This is a genomic window from Rhodococcus sp. 5G237 (genome assembly GCF_053764735.1).
In genome coordinates, this window is the sequence record NZ_JBSNCD010000008.1 from 201,310 (window position 1) to 215,206 (window position 13,897).

Annotated in this window: 13 protein-coding genes; 11 read left to right on the forward strand and 2 right to left on the reverse strand. The window is 70.2% G+C overall.

The features are described from left to right. Window positions 1-107 precede the first annotated feature (107 nt). The 7 genes from ACWPOC_RS20070 to ACWPOC_RS20100 all read left to right on the forward strand — a co-directional run bounded on the left by ACWPOC_RS20070 (window position 108) and on the right by ACWPOC_RS20100 (window position 7,550). Complete coding sequence (locus ACWPOC_RS20070; RefSeq protein ID WP_159417873.1) at window positions 108-1,382, forward strand: 5-(carboxyamino)imidazole ribonucleotide synthase; 1,275 nt, start codon at window positions 108-110, stop codon at window positions 1,380-1,382. Then, window positions 1,375-1,887 (forward strand): 5-(carboxyamino)imidazole ribonucleotide mutase, encoded by a 513-nt coding sequence (gene purE, locus ACWPOC_RS20075; protein ID WP_016694898.1) that lies wholly within the window; start codon window positions 1,375-1,377, stop codon window positions 1,885-1,887. The genes ACWPOC_RS20070 and purE overlap by 8 nt, the downstream gene beginning before the upstream one ends. An 11-nt stretch (window positions 1,888-1,898) precedes the next feature. Beyond that, window positions 1,899-3,065, forward strand: a complete 1,167-nt coding sequence (locus ACWPOC_RS20080) for a sensor histidine kinase (protein ID WP_455409227.1) — start codon at window positions 1,899-1,901, stop codon at window positions 3,063-3,065. A 10-nt stretch (window positions 3,066-3,075) separates the two neighbouring features. Next, window positions 3,076-3,774, forward strand: coding sequence for a response regulator transcription factor (locus ACWPOC_RS20085; RefSeq protein ID WP_120283533.1), 699 nt, complete (start codon window positions 3,076-3,078; stop codon window positions 3,772-3,774). Window positions 3,775-3,887: 113 nt separating this feature from the next. Then, window positions 3,888-4,673, forward strand: a complete 786-nt coding sequence (locus tag ACWPOC_RS20090; RefSeq protein WP_230823954.1) for an ABC transporter ATP-binding protein — start codon at window positions 3,888-3,890, stop codon at window positions 4,671-4,673. Continuing rightward, a complete protein-coding gene (locus tag ACWPOC_RS20095; protein ID WP_455409228.1) occupies window positions 4,670-7,108 on the forward strand; it encodes an ABC transporter permease in 2,439 nt (812 codons plus the stop codon). Before ACWPOC_RS20090 ends, ACWPOC_RS20095 begins: the two co-directional genes overlap by 4 nt. A gap of 46 nt (window positions 7,109-7,154) precedes the next feature. Further along, window positions 7,155-7,550, forward strand: coding sequence for a hypothetical protein (locus tag ACWPOC_RS20100; protein ID WP_120279869.1), 396 nt, complete (start codon window positions 7,155-7,157; stop codon window positions 7,548-7,550). On the opposite strand, the gene ACWPOC_RS20105 is transcribed toward ACWPOC_RS20100, so the two are convergent. Together ACWPOC_RS20105 and ACWPOC_RS20110 are read right to left on the reverse strand one after the other, a co-directional pair. Beyond that, entirely contained in the window at window positions 7,528-8,238 is a 711-nt protein-coding gene (locus ACWPOC_RS20105) for a TIGR03089 family protein (protein WP_120279868.1), read from the reverse strand. The genes ACWPOC_RS20100 and ACWPOC_RS20105 overlap by 23 nt on opposite strands. A gap of 51 nt (window positions 8,239-8,289) precedes the next feature. Further along, window positions 8,290-9,783 carry an LCP family protein gene (locus ACWPOC_RS20110; RefSeq protein ID WP_120279867.1) on the reverse strand — a complete coding sequence of 498 codons (1,494 nt, stop codon included), beginning with the start codon at window positions 9,781-9,783 and terminating at the stop codon, window positions 8,290-8,292. Window positions 9,784-10,079: 296 nt separating this feature from the next. On the opposite strand from ACWPOC_RS20110, the gene rfbD reads away from it, so the two are divergent. Genes rfbD through ACWPOC_RS20130 form a run of 4 tightly spaced genes read left to right on the forward strand, consistent with a single transcriptional unit; the run spans window position 10,080 to window position 13,789 of the window. Continuing rightward, window positions 10,080-10,949 (forward strand): dTDP-4-dehydrorhamnose reductase, encoded by an 870-nt coding sequence (gene rfbD / locus ACWPOC_RS20115; protein WP_120279866.1) that lies wholly within the window; start codon window positions 10,080-10,082, stop codon window positions 10,947-10,949. A gap of 59 nt (window positions 10,950-11,008) precedes the next feature. After that, complete coding sequence (locus ACWPOC_RS20120) at window positions 11,009-11,935, forward strand: glycosyltransferase family 2 protein (RefSeq protein ID WP_120283531.1); 927 nt, start codon at window positions 11,009-11,011, stop codon at window positions 11,933-11,935. After that, window positions 11,925-13,010, forward strand: coding sequence for a mannose-1-phosphate guanylyltransferase (manB, locus tag ACWPOC_RS20125; protein ID WP_059382268.1), 1,086 nt, complete (start codon window positions 11,925-11,927; stop codon window positions 13,008-13,010). Before ACWPOC_RS20120 ends, manB begins: the two co-directional genes overlap by 11 nt. 14 nt (window positions 13,011-13,024) lie before the next feature. After that, window positions 13,025-13,789, forward strand: a complete 765-nt coding sequence (locus ACWPOC_RS20130; RefSeq protein WP_120279865.1) for an SGNH/GDSL hydrolase family protein — start codon at window positions 13,025-13,027, stop codon at window positions 13,787-13,789. Window positions 13,790-13,897: the final 108 nt, after the last annotated feature.

The window sequence follows — 13,897 nt, forward strand, 5'->3', positions numbered from 1 at the left end:
ACATGTCGGCATCCCCACACGCCGCGCGGGTCGGTGAGAGGTCCCTCGACGCTCGGCGGGGGAGCAGCGGAACGACGTCACGACATGCTGTGACACCATGGACAGCCGTGACAGGCAGACCTGAATCGTCCCCCAGATCCGACACGCCCCGCACTCTGACGACGGGCATGCCGGTCGTCACGATGATCGGTGGTGGACAGCTCGCGCGGATGACCCATCAGGCGGCGATCGCGCTCGGTCAGACACTCCGCGTCCTCGCCGGGAGCGCCGACGAACCCGCCGCGCAGGTCAGCCCGAACGTGGTGCTCGGCAGCCACGACGACCTCGACGCCCTCCGTCGCGCCGCGACCGGTGCGCACGCACTCACGTTCGACCACGAGGGTGTTCCGACCGAACATCTCGAGGTCCTGCAGCGCGAAGGCGTCGCCGTGCTGCCGCCCCCGCAGGCCCTGATCTACGCCCAGGACAAGATCGCGATGCGCAAGCGGCTCGGTGAGCTCGGCGCACCGATGCCGAAGTTCGCGGAGATCACCTCCGTCGAGGACGCCCGCGCCGCCCTCGACGCGCTCGGCGATCCGTACGTGCTCAAGGCTGCACGCGGCGGTTACGACGGCCGCGGCGTGTGGATCCTCGACGACCACGCCGAACTCGAAAGGGTCGTCGCCGATCAGCTCGCCGCCGGTGTCCCGCTCCTCGCGGAGGAGAAGGTCGAGTGGACGCGCGAGCTGTCGGCGATGGTCGCGCGGTCCCCGTTCGGCCAGGGCGCGTCGTGGCCGGTCGTCGAGACCGTCCAGCGCGACGGCCAGTGCGCCGTCGTCATCGCACCCGCCCCGAACCTGCCCGAGGACGTCGCCACCGCGGCCGAGCAGCTCGCGCTGCGCATCGCCGGAGAGCTCGGCGTCGTCGGTGTGATGGCGGTCGAGCTGTTCGAGACGCGCTCCGGTGAGCTGATCGTCAACGAACTGGCGATGCGTCCGCACAACTCCGGTCACTGGGGCATGGACGGTGCCCGCACCGGCCAGTTCGAACAGCACCTGCGCGCCGTGCTCGACTACCCGCTCGGCGATACGAGCCCGATCGCGCCGGTGACGGTGATGGCGAACGTGCTCGGCGCGCCCGAGGCACCGGCGATGAGCATGGACGAGCGGCTGCACCACCTGTTCGCCCGGATGCCCGACGTGCACGTGCACCTCTACGGCAAGGGCGAGCGCAAGGACCGCAAGATCGGCCACGTCAACGTGCTCGGTGCGCCGTCCGGATCGATCGACGATCCGGAGTACGTCGCCGCCGTGCGCGAACGCGCGGAACGCGCGGCGCACTGGCTCTCGCACGCGGTGTGGACCGACGGTTGGAACGAACACACGGGAGAAAGCGGTGAGTGACGTGGCACAGGGTGCGCAGGTCGGTCTGATCATGGGCAGCGACTCGGACTGGCCGACCATGCAGGCCGCGGCCGAGGCGCTGGTCGAGTTCGGGATCCGCTTCGAGGTGGGTGTCGTCTCGGCGCACCGCACGCCGCAGCGGATGCTCGACTACGCCAGGGACGCCGCCGGTCGCGGGATCAAGGTCATCATCGCGGGCGCCGGCGGCGCCGCCCACCTGCCCGGCATGGTCGCCTCGGCGACCCCGCTGCCGGTCATCGGTGTCCCGGTGCCGCTCAAGTACCTCGACGGCATGGATTCGCTGCTGTCGATCGTGCAGATGCCCGCCGGTGTCCCCGTCGCCACCGTCTCGATCGGCGGCGCCCGCAACGCGGGTCTGCTCGCCGCGCGCATCCTCGGCGCCTCCGACCCGGCGCTGCGCGAGCAGATGGAGAAGTTCCAGGCGGGTCTCGAGCAGATGGTGCTCGAGAAGGACGAGGCGCTGCGGCAGAAACTGCTCGGCTGACGGAGCCCGAGATGCCTCTCGTCGAGCGGTGGCATCGCTGGAGTCGTGCCCACATATGGGCGATCGATGCGACGCTTGCCGGTCTGCTCGTCTTCGTAGGGCTGACCGGGACCGTCGACGACTACGGCCTTCCGGGGACGGCCATCGCGCTCGCCATGACGGTGCCACTGGCATGGCGGCGCACGCGTCCCGTCATCGCCGGTGGGGCAGTCGCCGTGGCCGCCTACACGCATCTGGTGGTCCTTCCCGCGATGAATGCCGTCGCGGCGTTCGCGGTCCCGGCGGCGGTGTACGCGCTCGCCGCCTACGCGCCGCGCTGGGCCGCGAACGCCGGACTGGTGCTGGGAGTCGTCGGCGGTGCCGCAGCAGGTGCGCGGTACTTCGACCAGTACGAGGGTCGCACGGTGTTCGCCACGGTGACCTCGGCGGTGCTTGTCGCGATGTTCGTCGCCGGCGTGTGGGCGTTCGGCCGGATGCGCGGATTGCGGCTGCGGGAGATGGACGCCCTGACCGAACGTAATCGGCTGCTCGAACTCGAGCGTCTCAAGGAAGCGGAACTCGCAGCGACGCAGGAACGCACCCGGATCGCCCGGGAGATGCACGACATCGTCGCTCATTCCCTCACCGCGATCATCGCGCAGGCCGACGGCGGACGATACGCGGCCGCGGCGAACCCGCAGACCGCGGCCGACGTCCTCGGTACGATCTCCGAAACCGGTCGACGCGCGCTCACGGATATGCGTTCACTGCTGTCGGTGCTGCGCGAGGATTCGCCACGTGAGTTCACCACCACTCCGGGCGTCGACGACGTGCCGGTGCTCGTCGACGGGATCCGGGCGAGCGGGCTCGAGGTGACACTGTCGGTCGCCGGCGAGCCCTGTGCGGTGCCCGAAGGGCTCGGCCTGTCGATCTACCGGATCGTGCAGGAGTCCCTCACGAACGTCCTCAAGCATGCCGGACCTCGCGCGCACGCCGAGGTCACACTCCGGTGGCACAGCGACCGCATCGTCGTGGAGATCGTCGACGACGGCCGTGGGGCCGCAGCACTGGTGGAGGCGCGACCCGGCGGACAGGGGCTGACGGGCATCGAGGAACGGGCTCGGCTGCACGGTGGCCGCGCCGACGCCGGCCCCCGGCAGGGCGGTGGCTATCGTGTCTGCGCAGAACTCCCCACATAGGGTGACGGACGTGACCGAATCCGCCGCTCCCATCCGCGTCGCACTCGTCGACGACCAGCAACTCGTACGAGCGGGTTTTCGCATGGTGCTCGAATCGCAGCCCGACATCGAGGTGGTCACCGAGGCATCCGACGGCGAAGCTGCCATCGCGGTACTCGGGCGGGTGCATGCGGACGTCGTGCTCATGGACGTCCAGATGCCCCACCTCGACGGGATTTCGGCGACTCGCACCCTGCTTCGTGATCCGGATGCACCGAAGGTCGTGGTGCTCACCACCTTCGACAACGACGAGTACGTGGTGCAGGCCATCGCTGCCGGTGCCAGTGGGTTTCTGCTCAAGGACGCCCCTCCCGAGGACCTGCTCTCCGCGGTCCGCACCGTTCACCGCGGCGACGCCGTCATGGCGCCGCGTGCGACACGTCGTCTGCTGCAGCATGTTTCGCCACTGCTCGGCGGTGATTCCCCTGCGCGGCGTGTGGAGCTGCCCGAGGACCTCACCCCCCGCGAACTCGAGGTGCTCGTCGCGATGGCACACGGGTTGACGAACGGGGAGATCGCCGAACGCTTCGTGCTGTCGGCGGCCACGGTGAAGACCCATGTGGGCCGGGTTCTCGCGAAGACCGGTTCGCGCGATCGGGTGCAGGCCGTGCTGTTCGCGTTCCGGGCCGGGCTCGTCCGCCCCGACGAATTGCTCGGCACGGGAGAGTAGGACCGCGGGCGGACCCCGGACCGAGCGTGTCCTACCGGGGTATGACGCGGGTTGAGGGAAGATCGCCCTGTTCTCCGATGTTCCTGCGCCGCAGAATTTCTACGGTCGATGGTATGACTTCGACCAGTTCTTTCGTCCCGGCCTGCTCCGCCGAGAACGTCGTGCGTGTCTACGGACGCGGCGACGCCGAGGTGCGCGCCCTCGACGGCGTGTCCGTCACCTTCGAACGCGGCCGGTTCACCGCGATCATGGGCCCGTCCGGATCGGGCAAATCGACTCTCATGCACGCACTCGCAGGCCTCGACGACATCGACGCAGGGCGCGTCGTCCTCCACGGTGACGGCCGTCGCGACGACGTGGAGATCGGTGCGGCCTCCGACTCCGTCCTCACCGGATTGCGCCGCGACCGCATCGGTTTCGTGTTCCAGGCATTCAACCTGCTGCCGGTCCTGACCGCCCGCGACAACATGCTCCTGCCGATGCGGCTCGCCGGCACCGGCCCTTCGGCAGCCTGGTTCGACGAGGTCACCGGTCGCCTCGGCCTCGCCGACCGTCTCGATCACCGACCGCACGAGATGTCGGGTGGTCAACAGCAGCGTGTCGCGGTGGCCCGCGCGCTTCTGCCGCAACCCGACGTGATCTTCGCGGACGAGCCCACCGGCAATCTCGATTCGCAGTCCGGCGCCGAAGTGCTCTCGATGCTCCGTTCGAGTGTGCGAGAGACCGGGCAGACCGTGGTGATGGTGACGCACGATCCGGTCGCCGCGTCGTACTCCGATCGAGTGGTGCTGCTGGCCGACGGTCGACTCGCCGGTGAGATCCTGCACCCCACAGCGGATTCCGTGATCGACGCGATGCGCGGACTGCGCATGTCGAGTGTGGCGGTGTCGGTCCGATGAGACATCTCGTTCTCGCGCAGGCCCGCGCCAACCGAGGCCGGTACGTCGCGTCGGTGCTCGCAGTGCTCGTCGCGGTGGCCTTCGTCGTGACCACTCTCGTGCTCGGCGATACCGTCGATTCTTCGATCACGAAGTCCACCGCCGCCCGCTACGAGGGGGTGGCAACCGTGGTCACCGAAGGTGGATCGGATACGGAGCCCGACGACCTGTTCGCCGAGATCGTCGCACTCCCCGGTGTGGAAACGACCGCGTTGGACGTGTCCGGTCCGGTGATCGTGACCGACGCGGCCGGGGGATCCGGTACCGGGGAGGCCGTGTCGATCGCATCCGACGACGGCCTGCGCTGGCAGCAACTGCAGGACGGCCGGTGGCCGGAGGGCCCCGGCGAGGTTCTCGTCGGTTCGTCGTCGGGCCGGGCGATCGGCGATTCGATGACGATCGGCGACGTGCTCGGTGCGACGGTGCCCGCGACCGTCGAAGTGGTGGGCACCGTCGACCTCGGCGGTTCCCCTCTCGCACTCGATTCGCGCACGATCTTCGCCGATTCCGGACCGGTGCGTTCGTGGACGGGGGAGGTCACGGACTGGGAGATCCGTGTCACGGGAGACGCTTCCGCAGTGCGGGACGTCGTCGCGGCGCTGGTACCGGAGGCCGAGGTGATGTCGGGTGCCGATCGGGCCACCCGGGTCGCCGATTCCTACGTCGGCGACATCGCGTTGCTGCGCAACATCCTGCTGTGCTTCGCCGCCATCGCCGTGGTCGTCGCCGGACTCGTGATCGCGAACACCTTCGCGGTGCTGCTGGCCGCCCGGACCCGCGAGCTCGCGCTCATGCGCTGTGTCGGCGTCACCGCCGCGCAGGTGCGCCGCAGTGTGCGCGGTGAAGCGCTCGTCGTCGGCTTCGTCTCGGCTGTCCTCGGGGTGCTGGCCGGATGCGGTTTCGCCGCGGCGGTCGTCGCTCTCGCCCGGGCAGCGGACGTCCCGCTGCCCCTGACATCGGTCTCGGTGACCCCCGCGACGATCCTGCTGGGCCTCGTTCTCGGAAGCGTGATGACGGTGGTCGCCGCGAACGGTGCGGCGCGCGCATCGACCCGGGTCCCCGCGCTCGCAGCGCTGCAACCACTCGAGACGCAGCCCGAACCGGTCTCGGATTCCCGGCTCCGCCGCATCTGCGCAGCAGGAGCGATCACGATGGGAGCGGCACTGCTCGTCCTCGGAGTCGCGACCGCCAACGTGCTCCTCGCGTGCCCCGGCGGATTGCTGCTCTTCGTCGGGACGATCCTCGCCTCCCGCCGGATGGTGCCGGCTGCGGTGGGAACGGTCGGGGATGCGCTGGCCCGGTTCGGCGGTCCCGTCGCGGCACTGGCGGCGGGCAATGTCCGCCGGGCTCCGCGACGCACGGCCTCGACCGCGACGGCCCTGTTCATCGGTGTCACTCTCACCTCGACTCTGGTCGTCGGCATCGGCACTCTGAAGGCCGGCGCCCCCGACCTCCTCGACGAGAACCTGCCGGTGGACCTCGTGGTGGCTGCGCCGGGTGCGGTTCCGGCCGGTGCGGCCGAGCGATTGACGGCGATCGACGGCGTCCGGTCGGGTGTCGAGGTCGCGACGGGTTCGGTCACCGTCGCGGACACGGAGTTCTCGGTGCTCGGTCTCGACGCGCGATCGGCGGCGTCCACCGTCCGCGCAGACCTCCGATTGCCGGAACCGGGAACGATCGTGCTCGAGGAGTCTCTCGCCGCCGAGTTGGGGGTGGGCGACGGCGAGATCGTGACGGTCGGCGGCGAAGTCGGTACGCGCGCATTGACGGTCGCGACCACCGAACGTGGTGGCCCGGACCTGATGGACATCGGTGATCTGAGTGCGCTAGCTCGTTCCGCGGCGGACACGGTGTGGTTGAAGCTGGACGACGGGTTGTCCGACGCCGATCTCGCTGCGGTCTCCGACGAGGTCTCCCGAGTCGCCGCGACGGCGTTCCCCGGTAGCACCGTCGAGGGCGCGGTGCAGACGCGTCAGATGTTCGAGAAGGTCCTCGATACCATGCTGATGATCGTCGGCGGGCTGTTGTCGGTGGCCGTGGTGATCGCGTTGATCGGGGTGGGCAACACGATGGCGTTGTCGGTGCTCGAGCGGCGCCGGGAGAACGCGGTGCTGCGGGCAGTCGGCCTGTCGCGGGCGGGGGTGCGGAGCGTGCTCGTCCGCGAGGCGCTGATCATCGCGGGCGTGGCGTCCGTCCTGGGCGTGGCTCTGGGACTGCTGCTCGGGACGGCCGGAACCGCGTCGGTGATCGGGGCGGAGCATGTCGGCCTGGGATCGGTTCCCTGGTGGCAGCTCGCAGGCATCGTCCTCGCCGGTGGCGGTGCCGGCGTGATCGCCTCGCTGATCCCGGCGCAACGTGCGAGCAGGGTGTCGCCGGTCGCCGCCGCGGCGGGCTGAGGTCGTGGTGCGGTCGGGTCGGTAGACTCGGTTCGTGGCGAGAGGGATGCCCGATCGTGCGACCCGGGCAGCGCGTGGAGTGCCCGCCGTGCGGGTCGTGACGATGCTGGCGTTGTGCTGGGCCCGGATGTGGGGCGGCACCGTGACATTCGATCACGAGTACGGCCTCTACGTCGCCACCGGAATGCGTGGTGGGTTCGCGCGCGGCGGCACCACCGTCGGCGGGGTCTTCCTCACCCGGAAGGCCCCGCCGCGCCGGCTGTTGCGGCACGAGGCGATCCACGTCGACCAGTGGGCCCGCTACGGCATCGGCTTCGCGGCGCGCTATCTGTGGGAGGAACTCCGCAACCCGGGGTCCCGCAACAGGTTCGAGATCGAGGCGGGACTCGCCGACGGCGGCTACCGCGCGGAGCGCGGGATCACCCGTCCAGACGAACCGTGATCTTCTCGCTCGCGACGCGGCGTTCGGTGGCCTCCGGGTCGGGATTGCTCACCTGCACCAGCGACGCCCGGGCCGCGAGCACCGCGAGCAGTCCGGCGACGAGATCGTCGGGCTGAGACCAGGACCGGGACGACAACACGCGCTCGCCGGTGCCGATACCCGCCGCCGACGCCGACTCCGTGGCGGCAGCGAGCACGTCCGACTGTGAACGTCCGGCGAGCACCGCGTCGCCCGCACCGGAGGATCGGAACTGGTCGCCGTGCATCCGCACGTCCGTCGCATAGTCCGTGATCCCGGGCGGCAGGTCGCGCACGGGGGCACCGAAGGCGTCGAGCGACAACGCCGCGACCTCGGCAACCGTGTCGACCTCGTCCAACCGGTCGGGGGTGACGAGAGCGAGATCGGCATCCGGGTCGGCGTCGAGGACGACCTCGGCCCCTGCCCACCACACGCCCAGCAGGACCGCGGCGCTCTGCCAGTGGGCGGGAAGCAGCACCGCCACCCGACCTCCCGGAAGGACTCCGAACTGGTCGCGAATCATATTGGCCGTCTTGGCAGCCCAGTTGGCGAGGGTGAGCGCCGACAGTTCGATCCGCGCGCCGGTCGCGTCGTCGTACCAGGTGATCCGCGGACCCGCCGGATCTTCGGCGAGGATCGGGTCGAGCAGTGCGTCGGTCAGGGTGGTCACGATGTCCTTCTTCTCGGATTCTGTTCGCGCGACTGTCGGTTCACACAGGTGTCAGTTCACGCAGCGCGGGCCGTCGGAGCCCGCATCGATGGGCGGTGCGGCGGGAGCCGGGGTGGCGGTGCCACCGGCCGGGCTCACGCCGATGTCGGAGGCGGATGCGGCGGTGGACGAACCGGAGTACGACGACGAGCCGGGGCCGGTGTAGTCGCCGGCGAGCACGACCCGCACGGTGCCGGCCGGGAGCGAGGGATCGGACTCGGTGGCGAGACCACCGAGCGCCGCGGCCACCGCGCGGGTCTCGTCGGAGTCCTCGTCGGCACCGAAGACCGTCGACGTGCCCACACCGGAACCGGTGTAGTTGCCCACCTCGCCCTCGACGTAGCCCTCCTCGGACAGAGCCGTGGAGACCTGGGAGGCCAGGCCGGACACGGATCCGGCGTTCGCGACGTCGACCGTGACGGTCGACGCGTCGATGTCGGGAGCGGGCACCGGGGTCGAGGTGGTCTCGCTGCCGTCCGGTTCGCGGCCGATCAACTCGGCGACGAAGGAGCGCACCTCGTCCGGATCGACCTGCACGACCGACTCGCCGTAGTCGGTCATCGCGTTGATGTCCTGCACCGGGATCGTCGAGAAGGTCACGTCGCCACCGGCGAGGCCCTGCAACTGCGTCGCGAGCGCCATGATGTCCCAATCGGAGTCGAGCACCACCGAACGCTGCACCGCGGCGGTCAGCTGACTCACCTTCGACGGGTTGGACAACGTCTTGGCGCTGAGCACCTTCTGTGCCAGCGACGCCATGAACACCTGCTGCCGCACGATCCGGTCGAGATCGCCGCGCGGCAGGTCGTGACGCTGGCGGACGAAGCTCAGTGCGTCCGAACCCTGCAGGGTCTGCTCACCGGCATCGAAACGGGCACCCGACAGCGGCTCGTCGACCGGTGCGTTCAGGCACACGTCGACACCGCCGACGGCGTCGGTGAGCAGCACGAAGCCGAGGAGTCCGACCTCGGCGTAGTGGTCGACCGTCACACCCGTCAGGTCGGCGACCGACTCGATGAGCGCCTCCCGGCCTGCCTGGGTCGATTCCTTCTCGAGTTCGGCCTCGGTCGCGTCGGCGTCCGCTTCGACGAGCTCGGCGCGCCGGTTCGCCTTCGTGGCGCCGTAGGCCGCGTTGATCTTCGACATCCCGATCTCGGGCACCTCGACGTAGGTGTCGCGGGGGATCGACATCGCGGTGGCAGACCGGCCGTCGTTCGGTACGCGGATCAGGATGATCGTGTCGGTGTTGTTCGCTACTTCCTCACCCGCGCGCAACGCGTCGAGCTCGCGCTGGGAGAGGGGATTGCCGTGCGCGTCGGTGCGGCTGTCCGTGCCCACCAGCAGGATGTCGACGGCGCCGTCCTCGCCGTCGCCGAGGGCCAGGCCGCGGACCGAGGCCAGCGACGACTGCAGCGCGTCGACGCTGCGCCACGCCACACCGGTGACGACCAGCACCAGGCACGCCGCGATCGCGACGGCGATCTGCCACGGCCTGCCGCTGTACACCCGCGCCTCCGCCGGTGCTCCGGGGCTGCGCGAGGGGGGCTCGCGCCGGGCGGAACGCCGGGACTGCCGGGGACCGGGATCCGACCCGTACCTGCCGTCGGCAGCTGTCGGATCGCCCGCGCGGGTGCGACGTCCCGTCGGATCGGGACGTCGGCCGGTGCGGCGACGCGGCTCTGGCGGCACCTGGTACTCCTCCTGTGGGTGGTACGGGGTCTGTGTATGTAGCTCTCGGTTGAAGGCTACTGGTGGGGACGCTCGCCCGGCGCGCACCACTCCGGCGTGCCAGACTTCTCCGAGTGCGTAGCGTTCTCGTCACCGGAGCCCGTGGCCAGCTCGGCCGTCATCTCGTGAACCGCGGCACCGCGGCGGGGATACCGATCCGCGGTGTCGGATCGTCCGAGGTGGACATCACCGATCCGCAGGCCGTGGCCGCCGCGGTCGAACCGGGATCCGTGGTGATCAACGCCGCCGCGTACACCGCCGTCGACGCGGCCGAGACCGACGAGGACCGGGCTGCTGTGGTGAACGGCACGGGCCCGGGCGTGTTGGCCGCCGTCTGCGCCGACAAGGGTGCCCGTCTCGTCCATGTCTCCACCGACTACGTCTTCGCCGGCGACGCGAGCGAGCCGTACCGGGTGGACGCGCCGACCGGCCCGCGCACGGCCTACGGACGCACCAAACTCGCAGGTGAAAGAGCGGTGCTGGAGGCGCTGCCCACCGCGCACGTCGTGCGCACCGCCTGGGTGTACACGGGCGACGGCAGCGACTTCGTCGCGACCATGCGTCGACTCGAGGGCGAACGCGAGACCCTGCGCGTCGTCGACGACCAGCGTGGTTGCCCCACCTATGCCCGCGACCTGGCGGACGGCCTGCTCGAACTCGCCTCCCGCGCCGACGGCATCCCCGGTGGGATCCTGCACGCGACCAACGCCGGGGAAGCGACGTGGTTCGACCTCGCCCGAGCGGTCTTCGAGGAGATCGGCGCCGATCCGGAGCGGGTGCACCCGTGCAGCAGCGACGAGTTCGTCCGCCCCGCGCCCCGGCCCGCCTACTCGGTGCTCGACGACAGCGCATGGATCGGCGCCGGCCTGACACCCTTCCGTCCGTGGCGGGAGGCACTGCACGAGGCGATCGCCGGTGACGGAGTCGTGCCGCCTGCACGATGACATCCGACGAAGCGGCCCGTGAGGTGTCGCACACCGTCGAGGTCGCTAAGGTGACCGGCGTGGAATCGACGCTGGCCGTGGTGACGGTGACCTACTCGCCCGGAGAGCACCTCGAGAACTTTCTCACCTCGCTCACCTCCGCGACCGTTCTGCCGACGCAGGTGATCCTGGCCGACAACGGTTCGACCGACGGTGCTCCCGAGGCCGCCGAGGCGGCACACGAGAACGTGCGACTGCTCCGGACCGGCGGGAACATCGGTTACGGCGGTGCGATCAACCGCGCGGTCGCCGAGGTCGACCCGTCCGCGGAGTTCGTCGTCGTCGCGAACCCGGACGTCCGGTGGCACCCCGGTTCGCTCGACGAGATGCTCGACGCGGCGCGTCGCTGGCCCCGCGCCGGTTCGCTCGGGCCGCTGATCCACGAACCCGACGGAAGCGTCTACCCCTCGGCGCGCACCGTCCCCACCCTCGCCTCCGGTGCCGGTCACGCGCTGCTCGGCACCGTCTGGCCGGCCAATCCGTGGACGCGCCGCTACCGCCAGGAGAACGAGGAGATCAGCGAACGCCCCGTGGGCTGGCTGTCCGGATCGTGCCTGCTGCTGCGGCGCGCCGCCTTCGATTCGATCGACGGCTTCGATTCGCGATACTTCATGTACATGGAGGACGTGGACCTGGGCGACCGGCTCGGACGAGCGGGCTGGCTCAACGTGTACGTGCCGTCCGCGGTGGTCACGCACGCCAAGGGCCACGCGGCCGGACGGCACCCCGAACTGATGCTTCCGGCACATCATGAGAGTGCCTACCGCTTCCAGGCGGACCGTCACCCCCACGGGTGGCAGGCACCGCTGCGGTGGGCGTTGCGGGCCGGGCTCGCGGTGCGATCGCGAGTGGCGGTCGCGGCGGCCGTGCGGGAGCGTCGGAACGGGAGGACCGACCAGAACATTCCGGTCGGCACGACAGTGAACAGGGGAGACGATGACGAGTGATTCGGCACCGCACACCGATGCGGTGATTCTGGTCGGCGGACAGGGCACGCGGCTACGGCCGTTGACGCTGTCGGCACCCAAGCCGATGCTGCCCACCGCGGGGGTGCCCTTCCTCACCCACCTGCTCGCGCGGATCCGTGAGGCGGGCATCAAGCACGTCGTGCTCGGCACCTCGTTCAAGGCCGAGGTCTTCGAGGAGTACTTCGCCGACGGGTCCGACTTCGGCCTCGAGATCGAGTACGTCACCGAGACCGAGCCGCTCGGCACCGGCGGTGGTATCCGCAATGTGCTGCCGAAGCTGCGCGCCGACAACGTCATGGTCTTCAACGGCGACGTGCTCGGTGGCACCGATCTCGGCGCCGTGCTCGACACCCACGTGCGTACGGAAGCGGATGTGACCCTGCACCTGGTGCGGGTGAGCGATCCGCGTGCCTTCGGCTGTGTGCCGACCGACGAGGACGGCCGGGTGACCGCCTTCCTCGAGAAGACCCAGGATCCGCCGACCGATCAGATCAACGCCGGTTGCTACGTCTTCCGCCGCGAGATCATCGAGCAGATCCCCGAGGGCCGCCCGGTCTCGGTGGAGCGCGAGGTGTTCCCGGCGCTGCTGACCGAGGGCAAGAAGGTCTACGGCCATGTCGACGCCGCCTACTGGCGCGACATGGGCACCCCGGAGGACTTCGTCCGCGGCTCGGCCGATCTGGTCCGCGGTATCGCCCCGTCGCCGGCGCTTCCGCCGCAGCGCGGCGAGTCGCTCGTGCATCCGGGTGCCTCCGTCGCTCCCGGCGCACTGCTGATCGGCGGCACGGTCGTCGGCCGCGGCGCGGAGATCGGTGCCGGCGCCCGCCTGGACGGCGCGGTGATCTTCGACGGCGCACGGGTCGAGGCGGGTGCGGTGATCGAGCGGACCATCATCGGTTTCGGTGTGCGGGTCGGTCCGCGCGCCCTGATCCGCGACGGCGTGATCGGCGACGGCGCCGACATCGGTGCCCGGTGTGAGCTGTTGCGCGGTGCGCGGGTGTGGCCCGGGGTGAAGATCCCCGACGGCGGCATCCGCTTCAGTACCGACGTCTGAGTCGAGAGGACGAAGTGAGCTTCGAACGGTATGTGGCCCTCGGTGATTCGTTCACCGAGGGAGTCGGCGATCCGGATCCGTCGCGTCCCAACGGGCTGCGCGGCTGGGCCGATCTCGTCGCCGGTGAGCTGGCGCGGCACTCGGAGAACTTCGCGTACGCGAACCTCGCCATCCGGGGCCGGTTGCTGCGACCGATCGTCGACGAGCAGCTCGAGACCGCCGTGGCGATGCGTCCCGATCTCGTGACGATCTATGCCGGCGGCAACAACCTCATGCGTCCGAAGCTCGACCTCGACGCGCTCGCGGCCGAGTACGACGAGGCGATCGGCAAGCTCGCCGCGACCGGCGCCCGCATCCTGATGTGGACGGCCTACGACGGCAGCTGGGCACCGGTCTTCGGGATGCTGCGCGGCCGCTGGGCCGTGTACAACGAACTCGTCCGGGCGATCGCCGACCGGCACGGGGCGACCATCGTCGACTTCTGGCGGTTCGACGAGTACCGCGATCTGCGCATGTGGGACTTCGACCGGCTCCACATGTCCGCGGCCGGCCACCACAACATGGCGATCCGCGTGCTCGACCTGCTGGGCGTCGCACACGGTCTCGGACCGGTGGAGTTCGACGAGGCGCCCGTCCTCACACGGGCCCAGGAACGCGCCGCAGACCGTGCGTGGATGCGCGAGTTCCTCGTCCCCTGGGTGGGCCGGCGGCTGCGCGGGGTGTCCTCCGGCGACGGCATCACCCCGAAATACCCCGAACTCGGCCCTGTCCGGTTCTGACCTCACGGCCGGTTCCGACCTCACGCTCGTCCCGGCGACCCGCCGGGACGAGCGTGGTCGTTTCAGGCCCGTCGGGCCGCGTCGTTTCAGGCCCGTCGGGCCGCGTCG

Coding starts and splice junctions, on each gene's coding strand:
- ACWPOC_RS20080 (WP_455409227.1), top strand. CDS start 1,899: ATGCCTCTCGTCGAGCGGTGGCATCGCTGGAGTCGTGCCCACATATGG.
- ACWPOC_RS20090 (WP_230823954.1), top strand. CDS start 3,888: ATGACTTCGACCAGTTCTTTCGTCCCGGCCTGCTCCGCCGAGAACGTC.
- ACWPOC_RS20095 (WP_455409228.1), top strand. CDS start 4,670: ATGAGACATCTCGTTCTCGCGCAGGCCCGCGCCAACCGAGGCCGGTAC.
- ACWPOC_RS20100 (WP_120279869.1), top strand. CDS start 7,155: ATGCCCGATCGTGCGACCCGGGCAGCGCGTGGAGTGCCCGCCGTGCGG.
- manB (WP_059382268.1), top strand. CDS start 11,925: ATGACGAGTGATTCGGCACCGCACACCGATGCGGTGATTCTGGTCGGC.